Below are 362 nucleotides of genomic sequence, written 5' to 3'. Positions count from 1 at the left end.
GTCGGGCAGCAGGGCCAGCGGCCGCATGTTGCGCAGCGTGCGCGGGAAGGCCGCCAGCGCGCCCACGCCTTCGGTATCCCAGTACGGCGGGCGGCGGATGTAGGTGGACTGGGGGCGCCAGTCGTACTGGGGCGATGCCTTGTCTCCATCGTCCTTGCGGATGGCGAACATGGGTTCGTAGACGGCGCGGAACTGCTCCGGACGCACGGCGCGCTCGACGATGGCGTCGATATCCTCGTCGGCGGGCCACAGGTCCTTGAGGCGGATCTCGCGGCCGTCCACCACGGCCAGCACGTCCTGCTCGATGTCGAAGCGCACCGTGCCCGCCAGCGCATAGGCCACGACCAGCGGCGGCGAGGCCA

The 362-nt window shown here is 70.7% G+C and carries 1 pseudogene; it reads right to left on the bottom strand.

Annotated features, from left to right (window positions below):
• Positions 1–362: pseudogene (locus tag ACM14_RS30250) on the bottom strand (Fe/S-dependent 2-methylisocitrate dehydratase AcnD); the annotation flags it as partial.

The organism is Delftia sp. JD2 (assembly GCF_001682645.1).
In the GTDB taxonomy this organism is placed as follows: domain Bacteria; phylum Pseudomonadota; class Gammaproteobacteria; order Burkholderiales; family Burkholderiaceae_C; genus Comamonas; species Comamonas acidovorans.
This window is presented reverse-complemented; position numbering and strand designations above follow the sequence as displayed.